Raw genomic sequence first — 21,294 nt, 5'->3', positions numbered from 1 at the left:
AAAAAACCCCGCGGTTCGCACCGCGGGGTTTTTCTTTTTCGATCAGCTTCTCGCCGGCTCAGTGCGCCAGGATCGCCAGCAGCAACAGCGCCACGATGTTGGTGATCTTGATCATCGGGTTCACCGCCGGACCCGCCGTATCCTTGTAGGGGTCGCCGACGGTGTCGCCAGTGACGGCCGCCTTGTGAGCGTCGGAGCCCTTGCCACCGTAGTGGCCGTCCTCGATGTACTTCTTGGCGTTGTCCCAGGCGCCGCCGCCCGAGGTCATCGAGATCGCGACGAACAGGCCGGTGACGATCACGCCGAGCAGCATCGCGCCGACGGCGGAGAACGCCGCCGACTTGCCGGCCGCGCCGCCGCCCGCGATCGCATAGATCGCGAAGTAGACGACGATCGGCGACAGCACCGGCAGCAACGACGGAATGATCATTTCCTTGATCGCCGCCTTGGTCAGCAGGTCGACCGCCTTGCCGTAATCCGGCTTATCGGTGCCCTGCATGATGCCGGGCTTCTCGCGAAACTGGCGCCGCACTTCTTCGACGATCGCCCCGGCCGCACGGCCGACCGCGGTCATGCCCATCGCGCCGAACAGGTACGGCAGCAGGCCGCCGAACAGGAGGCCAACCACGACGTAGGGGTTGTTGAGCGAGAAGTCCGGCGCGACGCCCTGGAAGTAGGGGTTCTTGGCCGAGTTGGCGATGAAGAACTTGAGATCTTCATTGTAGGCCGCGAACAGCACCAGCGCGCCGAGACCGGCGGAGCCGATCGCATAGCCCTTGGTAACGGCCTTGGTGGTATTGCCGACGGCGTCGAGCGCGTCGGTCGACTTGCGGACCTCCTTCGGCAGGCCGGCCATTTCGGCGATGCCGCCGGCGTTGTCGGTGACCGGGCCGAAAGCGTCGAGCGCCACGATCATGCCGGCCAGCGCCAGCATCGTCGTGGTCGCGATCGCGATGCCGAACAGGCCGGCAAGACTGTAGGTGATGAGGATGCCGGCGATGATGACGATCGCGGGCAGCGCGGTCGCTTCCATCGAGATCGCAAGGCCCTGGATCACGTTGGTGCCGTGGCCGGTGACCGACGACGAGGCGATCGATTTCACCGGGCGATAGTCGGTGCCGGTGTAGTATTCGGTGATCCAGATGATCAGGCCGGTGACGGCAAGACCGACGATGCCGCACCAGAACAGCGCCATGCCGGTGAACTTCACGCCCTCCAGCGGGCCGAAACCGATCAGCCAGTTGATGACGGCGGCAACGCCGAGCAGCGACAGCACGCCGGTTGCGATGAGGCCCTTGTACAGCGCGCCCATGATGGACTGGCTGGCGCCGAGCTTGACGAAGAAGGTGCCGATGATCGAGGTGATGATGCAGATGCCGCCGATCGCGAGCGGCAGGGTCATCATGTTCACCAAGAGCGGCGAGTTCGCGAAGAAGATCGCGGCGAGCACCATGGTGGCGACCGCGGTCACCGCATAGGTCTCGAACAGGTCGGCCGCCATGCCGGCGCAGTCACCGACGTTGTCACCGACGTTGTCGGCGATGGTTGCCGGGTTGCGCGGATCGTCCTCGGGAATGCCGGCCTCGACCTTGCCGACGAGGTCGCCGCCGACGTCCGCGCCCTTGGTGAAGATGCCGCCGCCGAGACGGGCGAAGATCGAGATCAGCGAAGCACCGAAGCCGAGCGCCACCAGCGCGTCGACGACGACGCGGTCATTGGCCTTCAGCCCCGCGAGCTGGGTGAGATAGGCGAAATAGATGGTGACGCCGAGCAGCGCGAGGCCGGCAACCAGAAGGCCGGTGATGGCGCCTGCCTTGAAGGCGAGCTCGAGACCGCCGGCCAGCGAGGTCGTCGCCGCCTGCGCGGTGCGCACGTTGGCGCGAACCGAGACGTTCATGCCGATGAAGCCGGCAGCGCCCGACAGCACGGCGCCGATCAGGAAGCCGACCGCAACCAGCATGCCGAGGAAATAGGCGAGCAGTGCGAAGATCACCACGCCGACCATGGCGATGGTCATGTACTGGCGGCGCAGATAGGCCTGCGCGCCTTCGGCGACCGCCGCCGCGATTTCCTGCATGCGCGGGTTGCCGGCGTCCGACTTCAGGACGGACGACGTCGCCCAGATGGCGTAGAGAACCGAAAGTGCTCCGCAGAGCACAATCACCCATAATGCTGTCATTGAAGTTGCCTCAGATGCTCGTTTCCGCCCCACGCCATCCCGCGAGCGCGGCCGGCGCATTTATTGAAGGAGGCCTACCCTCCCCAAAAGGGCGGCCTCAAATCGGCGGGGACCTTGCCAAAATCGCTTTCCGGGCGCAACGCCACCGAGGGCAAAAACTGTCTATTTTTGAAAGGAATCACCGCTAATCGGTCTAAATAATTTGCCGCTCGGCGGGACCGTGGCAGACGGTGCATCCAGACCCAGTCAGAAGTGGCTGTAGGATAGCCGCTCCAGCACGATCTCCCTGCCTTGGCCGTCGACGAACTTCGGCGCGGCGCTTCCCGCAACCACCGCACCGAGGGAACTGACGGCAACGCCGGCGTGCCGCGCCGCCTGCGTGAACGGCCCGACCCTCTCCTCGGCCATCGTGCACAGGATCTCGTAATCGTCACCGCCGGTGATCAGCGTCTCCCGCCCGACAACCCCGCGCGATACCAGATCCTGCGCTGCGCCGGACAGCGGAACCTGCTCCAGCTCGATCACGGCCGAGACGCCGGAGACGCCGCAGAGTTTTGTGAGGTCGCCAGCGAGCCCATCCGACACGTCCATCGACGCACTGGCATGGTCTCTGATGATCTCGGCCAGCGCCACGCGCGGCTGCGGAACGCGATAGCGCCCGACCAGCGCGTCGCGCGCCGCCTTGTCTGTCGTGGCGGCATGAACCTTGCCGCCCTTGAGGACCGCCAGTCCCAACGCGGCGTCGCCGATCGTGCCGGTGACCATCACGCGCTCGCCTACCCTGGCGCCGCTGCGATGGACCATCCTGCCCGGCGGCGCCCGCCCGAACGCGGTGACCGAGACCATCAACGGACCCGGCGTCGATACAGTATCGCCTCCCAAAAGCGGACAGCCGAATTGCGACGCGTCCTCGCCGAGTGCCATCGCGAACGGCTTTAGCCAGGCCTCGTCCGCGCTACGCAGCGCCAGCGTCAGCACGAAGCCGGCAGGCGTCGCCCCCTTCGCCGCGAGATCGCTCAGATTCACCCGCAGCGCCTTCCGCGCCACGGTATCGGGGGGATCGTCGGGCAGGAAGTGCACGCCCTCGACGATGGCGTCCGTCGTCACCACGATATCGTCGCCCGAGGGTTTTAATGCCCCGGCGTCGTCGTCGAGGCCGTACGCACCGGGGTCGGTCGCAAGCGGCCGGAAATAGCGCGCGATCAGCGAGTCCTCGCCGGACGCGGGCTTGCCGCTAGCCACGTGCGAACTCATCGGCGCGGAACTGGCGCGCGATCTGGTCGAGCACCGCGTTCACCATGCCGGTCTCGTCCTTTTCGACGAAGGCATGCGCGACGTCGACATATTCCGACACCACGACACGGCCCGGCACGTCCTTGCGATGCTCCAGCTCATAGGAGCCGGCCCGCAGCACCGCACGCAGAATCGCGTCGATCCGCTTCAGCGGCCAGCCTTTCGAGAGCGCATCGTCAATCAGGGGATCGAGCCTTGCCTGATCACGGACCACGCCCGACACCACGTCGCGGAAAAACGCGGCTTCCGCCGGCAGATATTTGTCGCCCTCGACCTCGTTGCCGAGCCAGTGGCTCTCGAACTCGGCGAAGATGTCGTTGATCCCGGCGCCAGCGATGTCCATCTGGTAGAGCGCCTGCACGGCAGCTAACCGCGCCGCGCCGCGACGGTTGGCTTTCCGTTCGGGGCCTTTGACCGGCTTCTTCTGATCCGCCATCGCCTTAAGCCTTCGTCAGCCGCCGCTTGATCCGCAGCATCGCCAGCGCGGCACGCGCGGCGTCGCCGCCCTTGTTGAGTTCACTGGCGCGCGCCCTCGCCCAGGCCTGCGCGTCAGTATTGACGGTGATGATTCCGTTGCCGAGCGGAACCTTTCGGATGACCGAAAGATCCATCAGCGCGCGCGAGGATTCGATCGAGACGATCTCGAAATGGATGGTGTCGCCGCGCACCACGCAGCCGAGCGCGATTGCCGCATCATAAGGCTTGCCATTCTTTTCGGCAGCATCAAGCGCGATCGCAATCGCGGCCGGAATTTCCAGCGCGCCGGGCACCGTGATGACGTCGTGGGTCACGCCGGCAGCGTTCAGCTCGGCGACCGCGCCCTCCAGCAGCGCGTCCTGGATATCGTCATAAAATCGCGCCTCGACGATCAGGGCGCGCGCGCCTGAAATGTCGGTCTGGTCCTTCAGCGGTGCGCGCCGTGCGTCTGCCATTCTTCAATCCGTTTCACTCATGTACCGGTGCGTTATGTAGTCGCCGCGGGTGGTTAAGCCAAGCATGAACAGGCAGTGTCATTCCGGGGCGATGCGCTAGCATCGGGCCCGAAATCTCGAGATCCCGGGTTCGCGCTAAGGCGCGCCCCGGGATGACGGGCTTTCGCCCGTCACTTCATTTCCGACAGCCGCGCGGCGTAGCGGGCCATCAGATCGACCTCGATATTGACCTCGCTCCCCGCAGCCCATCCGCTGAGCGTCGTGACACTAAGCGTATGGGGAATGATCAGCACCGAAAATGTGACATCCTCGACCGTGTTGACAGTCAACGACACGCCATCGAGCGTCACCGAGCCCTTGGCGGCGATGAAACGCGCCAATTCCCGCGTGGTGCGCAGCTCGAACCGCGCCATGTCGGGCAGATCATCGCGCCTGACAATAGTCGCAATGCCGTCGGCGTGCCCCGCGACGATATGGCCGCCGAGCTCATCGCCGATCTTGAGCGCGCGCTCGAGGTTAAGCCTTGTGCCCTTGATCCAGTGCTTCGCCGTCGTCATGCCGAGCGTTTCGGCGGCCGCATCGACGTCGAACCAGGTCTTGCCGCCTTCCACACCTGAAGCCACCACCGTCAGGCAGACGCCGTTGCAGGCGATCGAGGCGCCATCGGCAATCGTCGTCTGGTCGTAGCGGCAGGCGATCCGCATGCGATGCAGCTGCCCCTGCGCGGTTGGCGTGAAGCCAATGATCTCACCGATATCGGTGACAATTCCGGTAAACATTACGCACGCTCGTAGATCGTAAGGGTGTCCTTCTCCAGGCTTTCGCTAGCACGGGTCTTGAACGCGGGCGAGCCGGTGATTGACGAGAGCGGCAATGCGTCCAGCGCGGGAATACCATCCGATCCGATCGCTTCAGGCCCGCGCAGCAGCCAGATTTCATCGACGAGGCAGCTCGCGATGAAGGACGAGGCGACCCGCGAGCCGCCCTCCACCATCAGCCTTGTGATGCCCTTCTCGGACAGCGCGTGCAGGACGGCCGGCAGATCGAACCCCGGCGGCTTGGTCGTCGCCGCAACCCGTAGCACCTGTGCGCCGGCCGCGCCGAGCTTCATGGCCGCCGGCGCATCGGCGAGGTCCGACGTCATCACCCAGAGCGGCGTTTCGCGCGCGGAATGGACCAGCCGGCTCGCTCCTGGCAGACGCAGAGCGCGATCCAGCACCACCCGCACCGGCGAACGCGGTTCCATTCCGGGCAGGCGGCAGGTCAGCAGCGGATCATCCGCCAGCACGGTGCCGATGCCGACCAGGATGGCGTCGCATTGCGCGCGCAACAGGTGCACTCGCGTCCGCGCCGCTTCGCCCGTGATCGCGACCGGCTTGCCACCTTCGGCAGCGATCTTGTCGTCGGCCGATACCGCGAGCTTGAGGATCACATGCGGGCGCTTGTCGCGGATGCGGCGGAAATGTCCGGCGTGATCGCGCGCGGCTTCCGCCGCGCCAAGCCCGACATCGACCGCAATTCCGGCCGCGCGAAGTTTGGCATGTCCCTGCCCCGCCACTTCCGGATTGGGGTCCTCGATTGCCGACACCACGCGCGCAATGCCGGAGGCGATCACGGCATCGACGCAGGGCGGCGACTTGCCGAAATGCGAGCACGGCTCGAGCGTCACATAGAGCGTCGCGCCCCGTGCTGCTCCCCCGGCCCGCTTCAGCGCCTCCGGCTCGGCATGCGGCCGGCCGCCCGCTTGCGTCCAGCCGCGGCCGACGATGACGCCGTCCTTGACCACCACCGCGCCGACGGCCGGATTGGGCCAGGTCCGCCCCAGCCCGCGACGGCCGAGCGATAGCGCAAGCTGCATAAAGCGCTGGTCCGCCGCTTTCGCTTCCTTGAGCTTCTGCCCGTACTGGTCTTCCAGGATGCGGAAGATCATTTGCGCAACGTGGCGACCCGCGCTTCGTCCTCGCCCGAGAGCTCGCCGAGCACAGCTTCGAAGTCCTTGGCTTCGCGAAAGTTGCGGTAGACGGAGGCAAAGCGCACATAGGCGACGTCGTCGAGCTGACGCAGATGCTCCATCACGATCTCGCCGATCGCCTCTGAGGAGACTTCCGCCTCGCCGCCGCTTTCGAGCTCGCGCACGATCGCCGAGACCATCTTCTCGACCCTTTCAGGATCGACCGGACGCTTGCGCAAGGAGATCTGCACCGAGCGCATCAGCTTGTCGCGGTCGAACGGCACGCGGCGGCCGTTGCGTTTGATGACCGTCAATTCGCGGAGCTGCACCCGCTCGAAGGTGGTGAAGCGGAAGTTGCAGGCGATGCATACCCGCCGTCGCCGGATCACGGCCGAGTCCTCGGTCGGCCGCGAATCCTTCACCTGCGTATCGAGACTGTTGCAACTCGGACAGCGCATCCACTCGCGTCCTTTTGCTACTGATAGATCGGGAAGCGGTCGGTCAGGGCCTTCACGCGTTCCTTGATCGCGGCTTCCACCAGCGGCGCCTTGCCGTCTTCCGACTGCGCCAGCGCGTTGAGCACCTCGGCGATCATGCCGCCGACCTGCTTGAATTCGGCAACGCCGAAGCCGCGCGTGGTCGCCGCCGGCGTGCCGAGACGCAGGCCGGAGGTGACGAACGGCTTTTCGGGATCGAACGGGATGCCGTTCTTGTTGCAGGTGATGGCGGCGCGCACCAGCGCCTTCTCCGACACGTTGCCCTTCAGGCCCTTCGGCCGGAGGTCGACCAGCATCAGATGGTTGTCGGTGCCGCCGGAGACGATGTCGAGGCCGTGGCCACGCAGCGTTTCCGCCAGCGCCTTGGCGTTCTCGACGACGTTCTTGGCGTAGACCTTGAAGTCCGGCCGCAGCGCCTCGCCGAACGCCACCGCCTTGGCGGCAATGACGTGCATCAGCGGACCGCCCTGCAGGCCAGGGAAGATCGCCGAATTCAGCTTCTTGGCGAGCGCTTCGTCGTTGGTCAGGATCAGGCCGCCGCGCGGCCCGCGCAGCGATTTGTGCGTCGTGGTGGTCGTGACGTGGGCATGCGGGACCGGCGAGGCATGCACGCCGCCGGCGACGAGGCCCGCGAAATGCGCCATGTCGACCAACAGATACGCACCGACGCTGTCGGCGATCTCGCGGAAGCGCTTGAAGTCCCAGGCGCGCGAATAGGCCGAGCCGCCGGCGATGATCAGTTTGGGCTTGACCTGCTCGGCCTGCCTGGCGACCTCGTCCATGTCGATGATCTGGTCCTCGCGCCGTACCGTGTAGTGCGAGGCCTTGAACCACTTGCCGGACATGTTGACCGGTGAGCCGTGGGTGAGATGGCCGCCGGCGGCAAGGTCGAGGCCCATGAAGGTGTCGCCGGGCTGCAGCAGCGCCAGAAACGCCGCCTGGTTCATCTGGCTGCCGGAGTTCGGCTGAACGTTGGCGAACCCTGCGCCAAACAGCTTCTTGGCCCGCTCGATCGCCAGCGTCTCGGCGACGTCGACCCATTCGCAGCCGCCATAGTAACGGGCGCCCGGATAGCCCTCCGCATATTTGTTGGTCATCACCGAACCCTGCGCTTCCAGCACGGCCCGGCTGACGATGTTTTCCGACGCAATCAGCTCGATCTCGTGTCGCTGGCGGCCGAGTTCGCCCTTGATCGCGGCGGCGATTTCCGGGTCGGCTTCGGCAAGCGTGGCCGTGAACAACGAGTCGGGCGCGGAGGCGGTCTTGGCGCTGGAGGTCATTGGGCGAAATATCTCCACCGCCGCAGGCCCTTAAGGGCGAAGCGGACGGGTTTGGTGTGGCGGTCGAAAGAAGCCTGCGAGATACCACATCCGGGCCGGAATGGCCAAGGGTTTGCGGTATCCCGCTGGTATTTATGCAAGATATGGTGGGGAGGAAGGGGGTATCGCCCCGAGCTCGCCGTGTCCCGGACGCGGTGCAGCGCCCCCTTGGCGGTGCACCGCTGAGCCGGGACCCAGATGCGGCAACCTGGGAACGGTGGGTCCCGGGTCAGCAACGCACCATTCGCTTCGCTCATGCCGCGCCGCGCCCGGGACACGAGCCTGCCCTCACACAAACCGGTACGGCCCTCCCTTGGCGATCGAGCGCTGGAACGCCGGCCGGGCGTGCATGCGCTCCAGCCAGGCGGCAAGGTTCGGGTAAGGTTCCAGCTTGCCGAACACCTTGGCCATCTCGCCGACGAAGCTCATCTGGATATCGGCCCCAGATAGCGACGGCCCGACGAAGAAGTCGCGGCCCTTCAGCGCGGCGTCGACATAGCCGAGATGGTTGGCCAGCTCGCTGTCGATCCGCGGATGCAGCGGCGCGCCCGCCTCCTTCAGCCTCCCGACATACAGGTTGAGCATCAACGGCAGCATCGCCGAGCCTTCCGAATAATGCAGCCACTCGTTGTAGGCCTCGTAGTCGGCGCTGCCGGCTTCCGGCATCATCGCACCTTTGCCATAGCGGCGGATGATGTAGTCGACGATCGCCCCGGACTCGGCGATCGTCCTGTCGCCGTCGGTGATAACCGGCGACTTGCCGAGCGGATGCACCGCCTTCAATTCCGGCGGCGCCAGCCGGGTCTCGGCGTTGCGCTGGTAGCGCTTCATCTCATAAGGCGTGCCGAGCTCCTCGAGCAGCCAGAGAATTCGTTGCGAGCGGGAGTCGTTGAGGTGATGAAGCGTGAGAATGGGGTTTCCTTTTTGCTTATCGTCAACCGGCCGTGATGCGCGAGAAAGTGTCATTGGGGGCAAGGTGAAGCAATCCATCCATCCGCGTATGAGGTGACAATGGATTGCTTCGCTGCGCTCGCAATGACGGCGAAATGGCCCGGCGCGCACCGCTGTCATCCCCGCGAAGGCAGGGATCCAGTACGCCGCGGCTTAACGGTTCAATCATTGACGTGTCGGATTACTGGTCCCCCGCCTTCGCGGAGGACGACGACTGAGTATGAGGCTGCGTTCTCGCGACATGTTTTGCCCGAGGTTTTGCCAGACAACTTCCGCCCTCTCCGATCAGAGGGCGCAGGGAAGACCGGGTGCGCGCCGCACCCGCGGTCTCGTGTGCCATTATGCGCATAGCAAGAGGTGCACACGAGCATACAGGTTCGGCGGGAGCATCCCGGCCTTCCCTGCGCAATGGCTTTACGGCTTACTTCGTGCTCTCCCCGGAGAACGGCTCTTTTGCCTCCGTCGCCCTTTGGGGCGCTTTCGCACCTGAAGGACTTAACGCCAGCACCACGGCGCCAGAACCACACGACTTCACCGTACGCGTCAGCCACACTCGTCAGTCACGGCATCCGCGTCCATCGCATCTTACCGCGCGTCAGTGACGATGGCCAACGCCCCTCATCTCGCGGTGAGACGAACGGAGTTATGCCGCTGATTTGGGGAAAAACGGAAGCTGAATATTTCTGATTTTCAGCAATTCTTAGCTTGACCTGATTTCTGAAAATCAGAGGTGATTTGCCCGTCCGGGCTGATTTGTCACGGGCCGCAATGCGCAATCGCGCTTGCATGCGAGGCAAGTCAGTTCGCACTCCGCAGGTACGGCGGGTGTACCTCGACTGCAGCAGCGTGAAATGGTCATCCGTATGGATCGTATCCGCTTACATCGAACGGGCTCCTGCAATTTCTGACACGAATCCTGTCCTTCATTTAGTTGGATCAACATTGAACCGCCTCGCCGTTCCGCTGACCTACATCAAGGGCTGGGGAACGGAGGTTTCCCATGACGAAGCATCGGACGATCATCAGTTTCGTAGCCGTCGCTGTCTTTGTCGTGGCTGCGACAGCCGTCACCTCGCGACATTACCGTCGAAGCACCATCCAGCTGCACCCGTCGGCACCATTTTGGTCAGCGAATTGAGCCGCGACGTGAACAGGCTTGCAACTGAAGATTATGACGATCAATCGGTGGTCTATTCGGCCAAACGAAACTAGCCGCAGGTCAGCTCTACGTGATCCAGTTCACAGCGTAACGCCTCGGGCGGGTTCATAAATGCCTGGGGCTGAGAGATGGATTTCCCGATATGGAAAGCTCATTGCCACAGCAGAAACGCCGAGCCATTACACGGCGCTGGCTGATAACGTCGTTCCTGATTTACGGCATGATGGTCGCCGGTCTCCTGGGATATTTTGCAGTTTATTCCCACCGCGTCACCCATGAGGCCGCAGTCGACACGACCGGCGCCATGGCGGCCGCCAAGCCAGGCAGATACGAAGCCGTCATCGCCAACTGGAGCCGCTACCGGGGTAAGGTTGCCAGGGCCGACGCGCGGTAATGCGAAGCTGATCTAATCGAGCAGCAGGCGGCCAACCGGCGCGGCGCGATCGCTGCCACCTTTGACCACGACGATCTCGCCGCTCGCCGGCGAGACGCCGGTCAGCGCAAAAATGTTCGCGCCATGCGTTACGACGAGGAGGTTTCCGCGTCCCGTCCACGCGGCGATGAGCGCACGAGCGCCTGCTGTAAGCGCCTCTCTTTGATCGCGCAGCACGACGACGTTGCCGAATGTCGGCACGGTCTCGACTGCTCCGAGATCGAGCAATCTGGCGGTGTCCACACATCGGCACCACGGCGAGCTCACGATCTTTTCGAACACAATCCCTTCCTGCTTGAGCTGCGATCCGATCTTCTCCGCATCCGCCCTTCCCTTCGGGCTGAGGTTGCGCTGGGTGGCGCAGTTCTCGAGGCGGAAGCCGGGTGGATCTCCGGCGCCACCCGGCGCGTCGGCATGACGCATCAGCGCGACGTGAGCGCCGGCGCGTAGGGCGGTTCGGGCATCGGCCGCCTGATTGGCGGCGGCAGTCCCAGCCGTGCCAAACAGGAGCAATGCAACGATTGCAACATGCATGAGGCCCATGGCGGCGGCCCTCGTCAGAAATCAGGCGGCCCGCGCAGACGGCATAGAGCCACAGCAGGATCGAGATCAGCGCTGTCGCCTTCGCAGCGCCGCGGCTGAGCGGCCTTTCCGTTACAAGCCGGTATACCCCGCCTTCACAGGATCGTTGCTGCCGTCGAGCTGGCGTAGATAGGTCAGGCCGCACACCGTCAGCCGGTGCGGATCCTTCTCGCCGGCCTCGACCAGCGTGGTGAGATAGGCGGTAACCTTGGCGCGCGCCTCGTCGCTTGCCGCGGCGCTGCAATTCAGCAGCAGATCATAGGTCTGCATGATCCGGTCGATCGCGGCTTCCATGGAATTTCTCCTGATGCAGGGGTGATGCTGATAGACGGTCAGGCCGCTATGCGCGCTTCGAATTCGGCGATCGCCTTGTTGGCGAGCTTGAGCCTGTTATATTCGCCGTGCTGAAACATCCTGATGATGATCCTAAGCAACCGCTCGTCGGTGACCATGGTGTGGGGGATGGCGCCGGTCGTGCGAAGGTAGTTTGAGGCTATTGCATAGGCATCGCCCACCACCTCAAAGTTCATCACTTGAATCCCGCGTTCGACGAGCATGCCCCTCACCCGTTTTATGGCCGGGCCGACAATGCGCGAGCGCGCGGATGGTTCCATCATTTTTGGAACCCGGTCCTGAGATCGTGAAAAGCGATCGTATTCGCTGATTTTACTTGCAAATTTTCGGAAGCAGCACGAAGCGCTGTTGCTCGCCGAACATGGGATGCAGTGATGCCGACAAGCCCGTTCCGCCATTGAGCGCAAGACGCTACGATCCTTGCGGCCCGATACGTGCGTGAAGCCTCTGTTTCGGGGATTATGGGCGGGGCCACCGAAGGCTCGTCAATCCGGATTTCCCAAACCGGCAAGCGCCGTTGCCCATGCACGCGTCTTTCCGCGCCCAAAAAAGCAAAACGCACCGGTGCCGGAGGACCGGCGCCGATGCGCTTTGGGCAGGGCTTACTGCCTTGCCAGTTCATGGGTCCGCTCTTCTGCTGCCGGTCTTGTCGATATGGCCGGCTTGGCCGAAAGGCGGACTGAAGTCTTCTCCCGACACGCTTGATGGCGCGCCCCCACGCGCCACGACGCCCGTCGGAAAATTCTCAGAGCCGGTACAGGATCTGGTCGGTCCAGAACCGCTCGAGGCGATGCAGCGACTTGTTCAGCGTCGCGAACTCCTCGTTCGAGATGCCGCCGACCTGCTCGACCGTCTTGACGTGCTTCTGGTAGAGCGCATCGACGATCTTGCGGATCTCCTGGCCCTGCGCGGTCAGGCGAATGCGGACCGAACGGCGATCGACCCGCGAGCGCTGATGATCGAGGAAGCCGAGTTCGACGAGCTTCTTCAGGTTATAGGAGACGTTGGAGCCGAGATAGTAACCGCGCGTGCGCAGTTCGCCCGCAGTTAGCTCCTTGTCGCCGATGTTATAGAGTAGCAAGGCCTGCACCGAATTGATGTCGGCGCGACCGCGGCGATCGAATTCGTCCTTGATGACATCGAGCAGCCGGCGATGCAGACGCTCCACCAACGTCAATGCTTCGAGATAGAGCGGCTGCACGGCAGTTTGACCGGCAGAACGTTCAGCGGTTTCCACCGCCGTCGCAACGGCTTTGATCATGACACTTCCCCTGTCGTCGTTTTTCGACTTATTTCGACGAAACTTCTGTCCCGCCTGATAGGTTCAACTTAAGGGGGCGGATTGAACATCCGCTTAAATAAGACAATAAAGAGATCATGAATTTAACAGAGTGAATTGTGGATTAAGCCCGGCGGATCAACGCCTTTTGCAATGTTTCATTGACGCTGGAAGGGCGATGTTCACGCTTCGTCTGTGGCGGTTGTCGCATCCCGAAACAGGTAGGCCTGAAATCGAAACGCTCGCCTAACAGGTGTGGTGGAACCTTTACGGGCCTTAACGGTGAGCGAAACGTTAACGGGCGGAATCCTTGAAAATTGTAAGGGATGCCGTCGCGATTTCTGCACGCGGATGGATTATGGCGGAAAACTGACGCGTTGCTGCTCTCCTTCTCCCCGCGCTTGCGGGGAGAAGGTCGGGATGAGGGGCTCTATCGAGCATTCCACTCGCGGTGAGACCCCTCACTCCCGCCCTCTGAGAGCAAGCTTCGCCTGTCTCGACAAGAGCGGGGCGAAAGGAGCGCATCAAGCATCCTACGGCGGCCGTTCGCGCGCGGCCATCCAGGCGAGCGCGAGATAGGCGCCGAGCATCACGGCTTCCAGCGCGACGATCGTCAGACTGCCGCCATAGATCCCCGGAAACATCAGCTCGATCACTGCCATCGAAACCACGGTGGTCAGCCACACCACCGCGCCCCAGGGCGTGGCAAGCCAGAGCCCGACGGCAGCGACGAGTTCGATGACGGCGAAATAGACCGTGGCGGTCTGCCAGGCCATCGACTGGTTCTCGAACGCCTCTTCCTCGCCGCCGATGAAGCCGGTGACCTGCGCCCAGTGGTACAGGCCCTTCATGATCGAGATCACGGCCATGACGCGCAGGAACGTCACCAGACGCCGCGTCCAGACATTCTCGTCGGAATCGATCCGCTCCGACGACATGCCAGCCATGGACATTGCGCCGTCCCGGTCCCTGGCCTTGTCCCGCGCGGAATCCCGCGCCGACATGTCAGACATGCCGGCTCTCCTGGCTGCCGACCTCGGAATCGGGGCTGAACGCGTGCTGGAATCGCCTCATGGCCTGATGTCTTGGCCTGCCGGACCGGCAAAATCAATTGCCGATGAGACGGATCAAGCCGCGGTGACGGGGCCGGCGCAAGATGCTAGAATTGGAACAAATCAAAGCTTTCTTGCGCCTTCAGGAGTACCCATCACATGGCGATCAAATTCGGCCGTCCGATCGAGATGCGCGACGCGCCGCGGCGGCCCGCCCTCGCCTCCACCTCGCTCGACCTGACGATCCGCCCCCGCCGCAACCGCAAGGCGGAATGGGCGCGGCGGCTGGTACGGGAAAACGTGCTGACGACGGACGATTTGATTTGGCCGCTGTTCGTGGTCGGCGGGCAGAACACGCGCACGCCGGTGGCCTCGATGCCGGGCGTCGACCGCCTCACCGTTGACCAGGTGGTGCGCGATGCCGAGCGCGCGGCGAAGCTGAACATCCCCTGCATCGCGCTGTTCCCCTATACCGAGCCGTCGCTGCGCGACGAGACCGGCTCGGAGGCGCTCAACCCGAACAACCTGGTCTGCCAGGCGGTGCGCGCGATCAAGAAGGAATTCCCCGACATCGGCGTGCTCTGCGACGTCGCGCTCGATCCCTTCACCAGCCACGGCCATGACGGGCTGATCGCGGACGGCAGGATCCTCAACGACGAGACGGTCGCGGTGCTGGTGCAACAGGCGCTGGTGCAGGCCGAGGCCGGCTGCGACGTCATCGCTCCGTCAGACATGATGGACGGCCGCGTCGGCGCGATCCGCGAGGCGCTCGACGACAATGGTTTCGGCGACGTGCAGATCATGTCCTATGCGGCGAAATACGCTTCCGCCTTCTACGGCCCGTTCCGCGACGCCATCGGCTCCGCCAAGACGCTCACCGGCGACAAGCGCACCTACCAGATGGACTGCGCCAACACCGACGAGGCCCTGCGCGAGGTCGAACTCGACATTGCCGAAGGCGCCGACATGGTGATGGTGAAGCCGGGCATGCCCTATCTCGACGTGGTACGGCGAGTAAAGGACACGTTCTCGATGCCGACCTTCGTGTATCAAGTGTCGGGCGAATACGCGATGATCGCGGGCGCAGCGAATAGCGGCTGGATCGACGGCGACCGCGCGATGATGGAAAGCCTCGTCGGTTTCAAGCGCGCCGGCGCGGATGGCATTTTGACGTATTTTGCGCCGCAGGCGGCGGAGAAGCTGAAGGCGGAAGGGTAAGCCGCTCCGTCGTCGTCCCTGCAAACGCATTGCGTTCGCAGGGACGATGAAAAGCTTGTGACCGCGTCTTCGAACAATTGGAATATTGCACACTGTGAACGTCGCAGGCCCTTGGCGGCGGCATAGCCCGTTACCATGTCATGCAGGGAATATCGGCCTGGAGGACGAACCATGTCTTATAGCGGCTCTGGCAATACCGGCGGCTCTCCATATGCCGGCGGCGCTTGGCGGAACAACGGCGGGGTGCCGCCGCATGCGTTCGATTCGGACCTGCAGCCGGAATTGTTTCGCGGCGTGCTGACGCGGCGGGTTTTTGCGTTCCTGATCGACCTCGTCGTGCTCTCGGTGCCGGTCATTCTCGGCTACATCTTCATCTTCCTGTTCGGCATCATCACGCTGACCTTGGGCTGGATGCTGTTCTGGCTGGCATGGCCGGCCACCATCGTCTGGGCGATCGTCTATTACGGCGCCTCGATCGGCGGCCCGCATTCGGCCACCATGGGCATGCGCGCGATGGACCTGGAGCTGCGCACCTGGTACGGCGCGCCGGGCTATTTCGTGCTCGGCGCCTGCCACGCCGTGCTGTACTGGATCTCGATATCGTTCCTGACGCCGCTGGTGCTTCTGGTCGGCCTGTTCAACGGCCGCCGCCGGCTGCTGCACGACATGATCCTCGGAACTGTGATCGTTAACAGCTCGGTCCGTACTCAAGTAGCGCCCGCGCCGCGCAGCAGCTATTGAGCGAACCGCAAACCGATTGACCATTCGCCCTCGGGGCGCAATGCTAGAGCTGGTCCGTCTCCGGGATGAAATAAACCGGGGCCGGGCTGGCGTTTTTACTTTTTGACGCGTTTTCTTAACGGGAACCGGTGTCTACTGGCCTCGAAAGCGCTATGGTTGATTTGTTTCGGAGGCGTGACGACCCGACGTGACCCAGCACTCGCGTGATACTCCGCAGTTCTATCTGACGGCGCCCTCGCCCTGCCCCTATCTGCCGGGCCGGCACGAGCGCAAGGTGTTCACGCATCTGGTCGGTGACAAGGCCGGCGACCTCAACGACCTCCTGACCCATGGCGGCTTCCGCCGCAGCCAGTCGATCGCCTACCGTCCGGCCTGCGACCAGTGCCGCGCCTGCGTGTCAGTACGCGTCATCGCCAACGAATTCCGCCCCTCGCGCAACTTCAAGAAGGTTTTGGCGCGCAACGCCGACATCGTTGGGGAGCAGCGCAGCGCGGTGCCGACCTCAGAGCAATATTCGATATTCCGCGCCTATCTCGACAAGCGGCACCGCCACGGCGGCATGGCCGACATGACCGTCCTCGATTACGCGATGATGGTTGAAGACAGCCATGTCGAGACCCGCATCATCGAATACCGCAAGCGCGGCGTCGACACCGGCATCACCGGCCGCGGCGAGGAGCTGATCGCGGTGGCGCTCACTGACGTGCTCAGCGATGGCCTGTCGATGGTGTACTCGTTCTTCGAGCCGTCGCAGGCGAGCCGCTCGCTCGGCACATTCATGATCCTCGACCACATCACCCGCGCCCGCCGGCTGGGGCTGCCTTACGTCTATCTCGGCTACTGGATCGAGGGCTCCAAGAAGATGGACTACAAGGGCCGCTTCCTGCCGCAGCAGCGGCTGGCACCGTCAGGCTGGCTGCGGATCGACGCCTCGGGCGAAATGCTGTCCGAGCCGCAGGACTAACGGACTCCTGCTTCTCGTGGCCCGGATTTCGCTACGCGCCATCCGAGCCACGAGACTTATCGATTTGCCTAACGCCGCGCTTCCAGGATCATGTTGAAGGGCGTCTCCGCAGCCCGGCGTACCTTCGAAAAGCCAGCGCTTTGGATGGTCTCGCGCAATTTCGCCTCGCCTGCTTGTGCACCGAGGGCTGCCCCGACTTCCTGCGACCGTGAAGTTGGCAGGCAAATCATTGTGGAACCTGCATAATACAGGCGTCCGACCGGGTTAAGGTTCTGTTGCAGCGTATCGCCTGCCATTGGCTCCACGATCATCCAGGTACCATCGGGTTTCAAGGACTGCCGGATGTGCGCTGCCGCACCTGTGGGATCGCCCATGTCATGCAGACAATCAAGCAGGTGACGAGATCGAAATCCCTGCCGGAATAATCCTTGGCAAGCCCAACGGCGAAGTGCGCATTCGCGGCGACGCCATGGTCCCTGGCGTGTGCCGTGGCGTCTCGGATCGAGTCGGGATGAAAATCGTAGCCGAAGAACTGAGACCTTGGGAACGCCTTGGCCATCAGGACGGTAGACCAGCCGTGTCCACAGCCGACGTCGGCAACGCGTGCGCCAGCCTCAAGCTTCTTCACGACCCCGTCGAGAGCGGGCAGCCAGGACGAGACCAGGTTGTTGTGGTAGCCCGGCCGGAAGAAACGAGCGACCGCGCAGAACATGCAACCGGCCTGGTCGCCCCAGGCAACGCCGCCGCCGGATTTGAATGCCGCCTGGACCTTGGGCTGATTGTCGAGCATGGCCGCCATGAGATCGAAGCCGCCCACATATAGACCGGGCTCTCCTCGTTGGCGAACACCATGGCCTGCTCAGCCGGCATGGCGAATTTGGCGCTAGCGGGATCGTAGGACAAATAGTTCGACGCCGCCTGACGATAGCCATTCGCGCAAATAGCGTTCATCGACCTTTGCAGCCTTGGCCAGCTCCATCGACGTCATCGGCCCATTGGCATGGATGGCCTTATAGAGACCCAGTGTATCACCGAGACGGACCATGGCGATACTGGATGCGCCGCCAAGGTCCGACAGCATCTGGCCAATGAACGTGTTGAGCTTGCCTTCGTCGATGTTCGTAGCGGACATGGCTGTACTCCCTCGATGGTCACTCACTGAATCAGAGAATTTCTGCGAGCATTCGCGCAGCCCGCAGGGCGCCGTCGCTCTCGACCGGCCGGAAACTCACCTGCTGCTTCAATGCTGCGACCATGGCCTCGGCTATCGTTTCCGGCGTAGAAGTCGCGTAATCCATTCGCCTTCCGGCGTTGTAGCGGTCGAGGCGGTAGGCAACGTGAAAATTCTGCTCGAAATGGTTTCTCAGCGGGAAGTAGAGAAACGGCGTGCCACCCGCAGTCAGCTCCATGCAGGTCGTCAGGCCGCCCTGAACAAGCGCCAGATCGCAAACAGCCAGATGCCGATCGAGATCGGGCACGAAGGCATGGACCTCGACACCGCGCGGCGCATCCAGCGAACGGGGATCGATACGTGGGCCTGCGACGAGGATCATCCGCAGTTCCGGCAGCTTGGAGTGGGCCAACGGAAAAGCCTGCAGAATGCGCCGGATGAGATGCGCACCAACACCTGATCCGCCGACAGTAACAATGCAAACGCACTCGCCGGGTCGATAGCCCAGGCTGCGGCGCAGGTCATCGCGATAGCGGAAAACCTGCGGATGCTCACCTATGATGTAGCCGGCGAAGTCGAAGTGCTTCGGCACCCAGTCCCGCATGGATGCAGTCGACTTGCAGTTCGGGGTGAAGCTTGCGCAGCTCGCGCGTAATGGCGATATCGCGCCGACCGTGGCCAAGCCCGATTGGAGACGATAAATAGAGCGCTCTCTTTGTCCTTGAAGGCTTCGCTGCTTTCCTGGGAGCGGGAGTGCCAAGCTTGCGATGGATGAAATTCAGGATCAACGCGTTGCACTTGGCCGGGAAACGCCCCATCGGACTATGGCCGCCGCCGGGAATGGTTACCAGTTCAGCTCCGGTGACCTTCGCTACGGCCTCGGCACGGGTGTGGGGCTGCAGCTGATCGTTATCACCGTGGATCATCAGCAGTGGACAGTGGATCTTGCGATACATCGCCTCGCTGACATCGAACTTCGATGCAATCGACCGCGCCTCAACGATCCTGGCGAGCACAGCTCCGGTGGTTTCGCCGGCCCATTCGATGCCGTCCTCGATCTGTTTGGTCGAGTGTGGATCGCTGAAAATGTTGCGTACGAAAAATTGCGCGAAGTCGGGATAGTCGGCCAGCCAATACTCTCGATTGTATCTGTTCCAACCCTCGAAGCTCTCGTGCTTGGCCTGAAAATGCCCCGGCGCCATATAGGGATAGGAAGGTCCGATGCTCGCGGACGTCCCGACCAGAACAGCCGCCGTGACGCGTTCCGCGTGATGCGCCGCGATCACGCTGGCAATCATGCCGCCAAAGGAAAGCCCCACAAGGACCGCCCTTTCGGTGTCGGTCGCATCCATGACTGAGACCAGATCGGCGACGTAATTGTCCAGGCTGTAGGCCGCCACGTCAGCCGGCCGGTCGGACTTTCCATTGCCGCGACCATCGTAAGTGACGCAACGAAACCGCTCACTGAAATAAGGCAGCTGCGCCTTGTACACACGGGAATGAACGATACTCCATGGCGGCACAAAGACTATCGTCTGCGGCCCGTTGCCGTAGACCTCGTAGTAAATCTTCACGCCATCGCGCTCGACAAACCCATCCTGAACGGGCAGCGCTGCACGCATGATGTCACCCGTTTGCTGAACGACTTTCCGCGATGCGAATGATGTCAAGTGCGAGCTTTAGACTAATTGTCGGCCATCGCCCCTCTCGCCACCATTCGAGAAAGCGATTGATCCCGTATTTCAGAGACATCAGGGATTGAATCGAGAGCCGCAGCCTACCGGGTCGCCCGAACCGGACGATGCCAGCAAGTATGCGTCTTAGCCGAAGAACGTCTCGAACAGCAGCTTCACGTTCAGCGCGACGATGATTCCGGCGACGATCCAGGCGATCACCGCGACGCTCCGCGAGATGACGAACTCGCCCATCTTCCGCTTGTCGGACACGAACTTGACCAGCGGGATGACCGCGAATGGCAATTGCATCGACAGGATGACCTGGCTGAACACCAGGAGCTGGCTGGTGCCGCGCTCGCCATAGAGCGCGGTGACGATCACGACCGGCACGATGGCGATGCCGCGGGTCAAGAGCCGCCGCGCCCAGCTCGGTAGCCGCAGGTCGAGGAAGCCTTCCATCACGATCTGGCCGGCCAGCGTCGCGGTTACCGTCGAGTTGAGGCCGGAGGCGAGCAGCGCCACGGCGAACAACGTCGAGGCGATGCCGAGCCCGAGCAGCGGCGAGAGCAATTCATAGGCCTGGCCGATCTCGGCGACCTCGGTCCGCCCGCTCGAATAGAAGGTGGCTGCGGCGACGATCAGGATCGCGGCGTTGATGAAGAGCGCCAGCATCAGGGCAATCGTCGAGTCCGTCGTCGCCCATTTGATCGCCTCGCGGCGGCCCTCGTCGTTGCGCTCGTAGGCGCGCGTCTGCACGATCGAGGAATGCAGATAGAGGTTATGCGGCATCACGGTCGCGCCGATGATACCGATCGCGATGTAGAGCATTTCCGGATTGGTGACGATCTCACTCGAGGGCACAAAGCCCTTCAGCACCGCGGCGATCGGCGGGGCCGCGGCTGCAATCTGAATCCCAAAACAGACGGCGATGACGATCAGCAGCGAGATGACGAAGGCTTCGAGGAAGCGGAAGCCCTTGTTCATCAAGAGAAGCAGCAGGAAGGCATCAAGCGCAGTGATCAGCGCGCCGCCGATCAGGGGAATGCCGAACAGAAGCTTTAGCGCGATCGCAGTGCCGATCACCTCGGCGAGATCGCAGGCGATGATCGCGGCCTCGCAGGCAACCCAGAGCAGGAAGTTCACGGGCCGCGAGAAGCTGGCGCGGCAGGCCTGCGCGAGGTCGCGGTCTGTGACGATGCCGAGCCGCGCGGCGAGCGCCTGCAGCAGGATCGCCATGAGGTTCGACAGCAAGATGACCGCGAGCAGCGTGTAGCCGAACTTCGAACCGCCCGCGAGGTCGGTCGCCCAGTTGCCGGGGTCCATGTAGCCGACCGAGACCAAATAGCCGGGGCCGAGGAAAGCCAGAAGTCGCCGCGACCAATGCCCGCCAAAGGGCACTCTGATGGTCGAATTTACTTCGGGCAGGCTGCGCTGGGCGCCAGCGGCCGCATCCGCGCGCCATCCGGCGGCAGTCGTGTCAGTCATCGGCAAACTCTCGGCCGTGGTCTTTGGGCCTAATCCGGGCGTTCGGGCGTCCATTGCA

The 21,294-nt window shown here is 63.2% G+C and carries 22 protein-coding genes and 1 pseudogene; 5 read left to right on the top strand and 18 right to left on the bottom strand.

Annotated elements, in window-relative coordinates; translation table 11 throughout:
• Positions 1-58 precede the first annotated feature (58 nt).
• The 9 genes from RX331_RS17115 to RX331_RS17075 form a co-directional block, all read right to left on the bottom strand.
• Entirely contained in the window at positions 59-2,179 is a 2,121-nt protein-coding gene (locus RX331_RS17115; protein ID WP_317257636.1) for a sodium-translocating pyrophosphatase, read from the bottom strand.
• Positions 2,180-2,425: 246 nt separating this feature from the next.
• Entirely contained in the window at positions 2,426-3,433 is a 1,008-nt protein-coding gene (gene thiL, locus RX331_RS17110) for a thiamine-phosphate kinase (protein WP_410708233.1), read from the bottom strand.
• The gene (gene nusB, locus RX331_RS17105; RefSeq protein ID WP_317257634.1) at positions 3,414-3,908 is read right to left on the bottom strand and encodes a transcription antitermination factor NusB; all 495 of its coding nucleotides are present in this window, start codon (positions 3,906-3,908) and stop codon (positions 3,414-3,416) included. Before nusB ends, thiL begins: the two co-directional genes overlap by 20 nt.
• A gap of 4 nt (positions 3,909-3,912) precedes the next feature.
• Positions 3,913-4,404: a 6,7-dimethyl-8-ribityllumazine synthase gene (ribH, locus tag RX331_RS17100; RefSeq protein WP_317257633.1), complete on the bottom strand. Its 492-nt coding sequence runs from the start codon at positions 4,402-4,404 to the stop codon at positions 3,913-3,915.
• Positions 4,405-4,574: 170 nt separating this feature from the next.
• Positions 4,575-5,183 (bottom strand): riboflavin synthase, encoded by a 609-nt coding sequence (locus RX331_RS17095; protein WP_317257632.1) that lies wholly within the window; start codon positions 5,181-5,183, stop codon positions 4,575-4,577.
• A complete protein-coding gene (gene ribD, locus RX331_RS17090) occupies positions 5,183-6,334 on the bottom strand; it encodes a bifunctional diaminohydroxyphosphoribosylaminopyrimidine deaminase/5-amino-6-(5-phosphoribosylamino)uracil reductase RibD (RefSeq protein WP_317257631.1) in 1,152 nt (383 codons plus the stop codon). Before ribD ends, RX331_RS17095 begins: the two co-directional genes overlap by 1 nt.
• Positions 6,331-6,813, bottom strand: a complete 483-nt coding sequence (gene nrdR, locus RX331_RS17085) for a transcriptional regulator NrdR (RefSeq protein WP_317257630.1) — start codon at positions 6,811-6,813, stop codon at positions 6,331-6,333. Before nrdR ends, ribD begins: the two co-directional genes overlap by 4 nt.
• A gap of 17 nt (positions 6,814-6,830) precedes the next feature.
• Positions 6,831-8,132, bottom strand: coding sequence for a serine hydroxymethyltransferase (gene glyA / locus RX331_RS17080; protein ID WP_317257629.1), 1,302 nt, complete (start codon positions 8,130-8,132; stop codon positions 6,831-6,833).
• A 327-nt stretch (positions 8,133-8,459) separates the two neighbouring features.
• Entirely contained in the window at positions 8,460-9,083 is a 624-nt protein-coding gene (locus tag RX331_RS17075) for a glutathione S-transferase (protein WP_317258159.1), read from the bottom strand.
• A gap of 981 nt (positions 9,084-10,064) precedes the next feature.
• Here RX331_RS17075 and RX331_RS17070 point away from each other — a divergent pair.
• Both RX331_RS17070 and RX331_RS17065 read left to right on the top strand, forming a co-directional pair.
• A complete protein-coding gene (locus tag RX331_RS17070) occupies positions 10,065-10,334 on the top strand; it encodes a hypothetical protein (RefSeq protein WP_317257628.1) in 270 nt (89 codons plus the stop codon).
• A 101-nt stretch (positions 10,335-10,435) separates the two neighbouring features.
• Positions 10,436-10,675: a hypothetical protein gene (locus tag RX331_RS17065; RefSeq protein ID WP_317257627.1), complete on the top strand. Its 240-nt coding sequence runs from the start codon at positions 10,436-10,438 to the stop codon at positions 10,673-10,675.
• A 12-nt stretch (positions 10,676-10,687) separates the two neighbouring features.
• Here the strand turns inward: RX331_RS17065 and RX331_RS17060 are convergent, their stop codons facing one another.
• The 5 genes from RX331_RS17060 to RX331_RS17040 all read right to left on the bottom strand — a co-directional run bounded on the left by RX331_RS17060 (position 10,688) and on the right by RX331_RS17040 (position 13,942).
• Positions 10,688-11,257 carry a histidine phosphatase family protein gene (locus RX331_RS17060; protein ID WP_317257626.1) on the bottom strand — a complete coding sequence of 190 codons (570 nt, stop codon included), beginning with the start codon at positions 11,255-11,257 and terminating at the stop codon, positions 10,688-10,690.
• A 111-nt stretch (positions 11,258-11,368) separates the two neighbouring features.
• On the bottom strand, positions 11,369-11,590 hold the full coding sequence (locus RX331_RS17055) for a hypothetical protein (protein WP_171581983.1): 222 nt from the start codon (positions 11,588-11,590) through the stop codon (positions 11,369-11,371).
• Between the two features lie 38 nt (positions 11,591-11,628).
• On the bottom strand, positions 11,629-11,853 hold the full coding sequence (locus RX331_RS17050) for a hypothetical protein (RefSeq protein ID WP_317257625.1): 225 nt from the start codon (positions 11,851-11,853) through the stop codon (positions 11,629-11,631).
• 542 nt (positions 11,854-12,395) lie between these two features.
• Positions 12,396-12,911, bottom strand: coding sequence for a transcriptional regulator LdtR (gene ldtR, locus RX331_RS17045; RefSeq protein WP_317257624.1), 516 nt, complete (start codon positions 12,909-12,911; stop codon positions 12,396-12,398).
• Between the two features lie 551 nt (positions 12,912-13,462).
• Positions 13,463-13,942, bottom strand: coding sequence for a DUF6163 family protein (locus RX331_RS17040; RefSeq protein ID WP_317257623.1), 480 nt, complete (start codon positions 13,940-13,942; stop codon positions 13,463-13,465).
• 198 nt (positions 13,943-14,140) lie between these two features.
• Here RX331_RS17040 and hemB point away from each other — a divergent pair, with 198 nt between their 5' ends.
• The 3 genes from hemB (at position 14,141) to RX331_RS17025 (ending at position 16,904) form a co-directional block, all read left to right on the top strand.
• Positions 14,141-15,199 (top strand): porphobilinogen synthase, encoded by a 1,059-nt coding sequence (hemB, locus tag RX331_RS17035; RefSeq protein WP_317257622.1) that lies wholly within the window; start codon positions 14,141-14,143, stop codon positions 15,197-15,199.
• A gap of 171 nt (positions 15,200-15,370) precedes the next feature.
• Positions 15,371-15,940, top strand: coding sequence for an RDD family protein (locus RX331_RS17030; RefSeq protein ID WP_317257621.1), 570 nt, complete (start codon positions 15,371-15,373; stop codon positions 15,938-15,940).
• A 187-nt stretch (positions 15,941-16,127) separates the two neighbouring features.
• Positions 16,128-16,904, top strand: a complete 777-nt coding sequence (locus RX331_RS17025) for an arginyltransferase (RefSeq protein ID WP_317257620.1) — start codon at positions 16,128-16,130, stop codon at positions 16,902-16,904.
• 68 nt (positions 16,905-16,972) lie between these two features.
• Here RX331_RS17025 and RX331_RS17020 read toward each other — a convergent pair.
• The 4 genes and pseudogenes from RX331_RS17020 to RX331_RS17005 form a co-directional block, all read right to left on the bottom strand.
• A pseudogene (locus tag RX331_RS17020) lies at positions 16,973-18,036 on the bottom strand (class I SAM-dependent methyltransferase).
• A gap of 31 nt (positions 18,037-18,067) precedes the next feature.
• Entirely contained in the window at positions 18,068-18,679 is a 612-nt protein-coding gene (locus RX331_RS17015) for a glycosyltransferase (protein WP_317257619.1), read from the bottom strand.
• The gene (locus RX331_RS17010) at positions 18,627-19,697 is read right to left on the bottom strand and encodes an alpha/beta hydrolase (protein ID WP_317257618.1); all 1,071 of its coding nucleotides are present in this window, start codon (positions 19,695-19,697) and stop codon (positions 18,627-18,629) included. Before RX331_RS17010 ends, RX331_RS17015 begins: the two co-directional genes overlap by 53 nt.
• Before the next feature lie 198 nt (positions 19,698-19,895).
• A complete protein-coding gene (locus RX331_RS17005; protein WP_410708232.1) occupies positions 19,896-21,290 on the bottom strand; it encodes an Nramp family divalent metal transporter in 1,395 nt (464 codons plus the stop codon).
• Positions 21,291-21,294: the final 4 nt, after the last annotated feature.

It is taken from the genome of Bradyrhizobium sp. BWA-3-5 (assembly GCF_032917985.1).
Lineage (GTDB): Bacteria > Pseudomonadota > Alphaproteobacteria > Rhizobiales > Xanthobacteraceae > Bradyrhizobium.
The sequence above is the reverse complement of the archived record's forward strand: the minus strand, read 5'-3'. Positions and strand labels throughout refer to the sequence as shown.

Excerpts from the sequence above, each read along its gene's own strand:
- RX331_RS17115 (WP_317257636.1), bottom strand. The coding sequence starts at position 2,179 with ATGACAGCATTATGGGTGATTGTGCTCTGCGGAGCACTTTCGGTTCTC.
- thiL (WP_410708233.1), bottom strand. The coding sequence starts at position 3,433 with ATGAGTTCGCACGTGGCTAGCGGCAAGCCCGCGTCCGGCGAGGACTCG.
- nusB (WP_317257634.1), bottom strand. The coding sequence starts at position 3,908 with ATGGCGGATCAGAAGAAGCCGGTCAAAGGCCCCGAACGGAAAGCCAAC.
- ribH (WP_317257633.1), bottom strand. The coding sequence starts at position 4,404 with ATGGCAGACGCACGGCGCGCACCGCTGAAGGACCAGACCGACATTTCA.
- RX331_RS17095 (WP_317257632.1), bottom strand. The coding sequence starts at position 5,183 with ATGTTTACCGGAATTGTCACCGATATCGGTGAGATCATTGGCTTCACG.
- ribD (WP_317257631.1), bottom strand. The coding sequence starts at position 6,334 with ATGATCTTCCGCATCCTGGAAGACCAGTACGGGCAGAAGCTCAAGGAA.
- nrdR (WP_317257630.1), bottom strand. The coding sequence starts at position 6,813 with ATGCGCTGTCCGAGTTGCAACAGTCTCGATACGCAGGTGAAGGATTCG.
- glyA (WP_317257629.1), bottom strand. The coding sequence starts at position 8,132 with ATGACCTCCAGCGCCAAGACCGCCTCCGCGCCCGACTCGTTGTTCACG.
- RX331_RS17060 (WP_317257626.1), bottom strand. The coding sequence starts at position 11,257 with ATGGGCCTCATGCATGTTGCAATCGTTGCATTGCTCCTGTTTGGCACG.
- RX331_RS17055 (WP_171581983.1), bottom strand. The coding sequence starts at position 11,590 with ATGGAAGCCGCGATCGACCGGATCATGCAGACCTATGATCTGCTGCTG.
- RX331_RS17050 (WP_317257625.1), bottom strand. The coding sequence starts at position 11,853 with ATGCTCGTCGAACGCGGGATTCAAGTGATGAACTTTGAGGTGGTGGGC.
- ldtR (WP_317257624.1), bottom strand. The coding sequence starts at position 12,911 with ATGATCAAAGCCGTTGCGACGGCGGTGGAAACCGCTGAACGTTCTGCC.
- RX331_RS17040 (WP_317257623.1), bottom strand. The coding sequence starts at position 13,942 with ATGTCTGACATGTCGGCGCGGGATTCCGCGCGGGACAAGGCCAGGGAC.
- hemB (WP_317257622.1), top strand. The coding sequence starts at position 14,141 with ATGGCGATCAAATTCGGCCGTCCGATCGAGATGCGCGACGCGCCGCGG.
- RX331_RS17030 (WP_317257621.1), top strand. The coding sequence starts at position 15,371 with ATGTCTTATAGCGGCTCTGGCAATACCGGCGGCTCTCCATATGCCGGC.
- RX331_RS17015 (WP_317257619.1), bottom strand. The coding sequence starts at position 18,679 with ATGCGGGACTGGGTGCCGAAGCACTTCGACTTCGCCGGCTACATCATA.
- RX331_RS17010 (WP_317257618.1), bottom strand. The coding sequence starts at position 19,697 with ATGCGTGCAGCGCTGCCCGTTCAGGATGGGTTTGTCGAGCGCGATGGC.
- RX331_RS17005 (WP_410708232.1), bottom strand. The coding sequence starts at position 21,290 with ATGGACGCCCGAACGCCCGGATTAGGCCCAAAGACCACGGCCGAGAGT.